Below are 1,650 nucleotides of genomic sequence, written 5' to 3' on the forward strand. Positions count from 1 at the left end.
CCGTCCCAAGGCGGCCGCGGCGCGACCCGGGGCTCGCCGCCGTACGCGACCGTCAGCGCCAGCCCGTCCCCCGGCTGTGCCGTGTACGGCAACTCCACGAAGACGCGGCCTCCCGAGCGCCGGAAGGGCAAGGGCAGTGGCGTCTCGAGGTCGCTGAGTGATACGGACTCGATCGAGAGCAGGGTGTCCAGGTCCAAGGCCACGACCTCCGTCGGCGCCACGACCCGTGCTTCCATGCGGAGGGATCCGGCCAGGGTGCTGTCGGCCGGATCGACCCGGATGTCGAGTCCGTAGTAGAGGACATCGTACGCGGCTTCCTCACGGATCAGCGGTCCGCCCGAGTCGTACGGGTCCCGCCTCTCATCCGGCTGCTGGGCCCGGAGTGGGTTCTCGACCGGGGCCGAGATCGCGCAGAGGACCGCCACCGCGAGGGCCGTCCGCGACAATGAGAATCCGGTGATTCGTCGCATCATGTTAGACCGGTGTATTCGGGTTCCGAGGGCCGATACCGTCTCGCCCCGGGAAGCTAGCCGACCGAGGGGCTCCGCACAGCCACCCGCCGCCGGTCCGATCCCGAAAGGTGTCCGGTTCCGGCACAACCGGTCCCGAGCGCGGACAACCGGAACGTCTGCGAGCGGCGGTTTATCGAACGCGTAACTTTCTGTGTTTCAGTAATTTACGGAATATACAGTTTGCTGGCACAACCGTTGCATTCCCTCCACACCGGAAGGGCGGGCCGGCGCGGTGCCGGACGCGGGTGCGGATGAAGAAGAGAAGAATGGGAGGACGATGATGAGGACGACGAGACTTCTCGGGGCGGTGGCAGCGTCAGCGGCGGTAATCGTCGCAGCGGCTCCGGTGGCCGCGCAGGACCGGCCCTCGTACGAACTGCCGGCGATCGAAGTGGCCGTGATGCAGAATGACCTGCATCAGCAGGCCATCGCACTGTACGAGTTTCCGAGCCAGTGGGAGCTCGCCGGCGACCTGCACTTGATGGCGGCGGAGAGCCTGCCTCGTAACAGTGCCGGTCAGTTCTACGGCTTCAGTCGGGCCGCCGTGCTGTACTTCCACGCGGGTGACTTCGACGACGCGCGGCGCGCCATGCAGGATGCGGCCGAAGTCGCCGAGGCGACCGGCGACGCGTACGTGGCCGCGAACACCTACGTCGACGCCGCGTTCATCGCGATCGCGGAAGGTTTCGCGGGCAAGAAGCGTGAGTTTGTCCGCGATGCGAAGCGGCTGGCGGATTCGGATGCGGTGACCTCGGAGGGCAGGGCGGAGATCCTCGCGCGGATCGAGGGCGCGCCGGCAGGCGAGGCTTCGGCCCGAGTGGCCCTGGGCGCCCGTCTGGGCACGCCGGCCACGCTGCTCGCGGCGGACTGAGCTACGGCCCGTCGGAGCCGGATGTACGGCTGTACGGCGGAAGCAGTATCGGCAGGACTCTGAGGGTGGCGAGCGGGATGAAGTGCGGGACGATGGGATGACGATGATGGGACAGCGGGTGTGGCCTCGCCCTCTCAACTTGCAGAGCCCCGGTTTGAAAGAGCCGGGGCTCTCGCTTGTGGGGGGTGGACTACCGTGTCGCTCCGCCGGGCCGGTGGACCCGGAGCCGGCCGATCAGTCGGACAGGTCTGCCCATACCTCGGACTC

The 1,650-nt window shown here is 67.8% G+C and carries 1 protein-coding gene and 1 pseudogene; one reads left to right on the top strand and one right to left on the bottom strand.

Annotated features, from left to right (window positions below):
• Positions 1-473: pseudogene (locus AC36XV_RS05835) on the bottom strand (M1 family metallopeptidase); the annotation flags it as partial.
• A 316-nt stretch (positions 474-789) separates the two neighbouring features.
• Between AC36XV_RS05835 and AC36XV_RS05840 the strand changes: the two are divergent.
• A complete protein-coding gene (locus tag AC36XV_RS05840; protein WP_492202744.1) occupies positions 790-1,383 on the top strand; it encodes a hypothetical protein in 594 nt (197 codons plus the stop codon).
• Positions 1,384-1,650: the final 267 nt, after the last annotated feature.

It is taken from the genome of Candidatus Benthicola sp., from assembly GCF_058719085.1.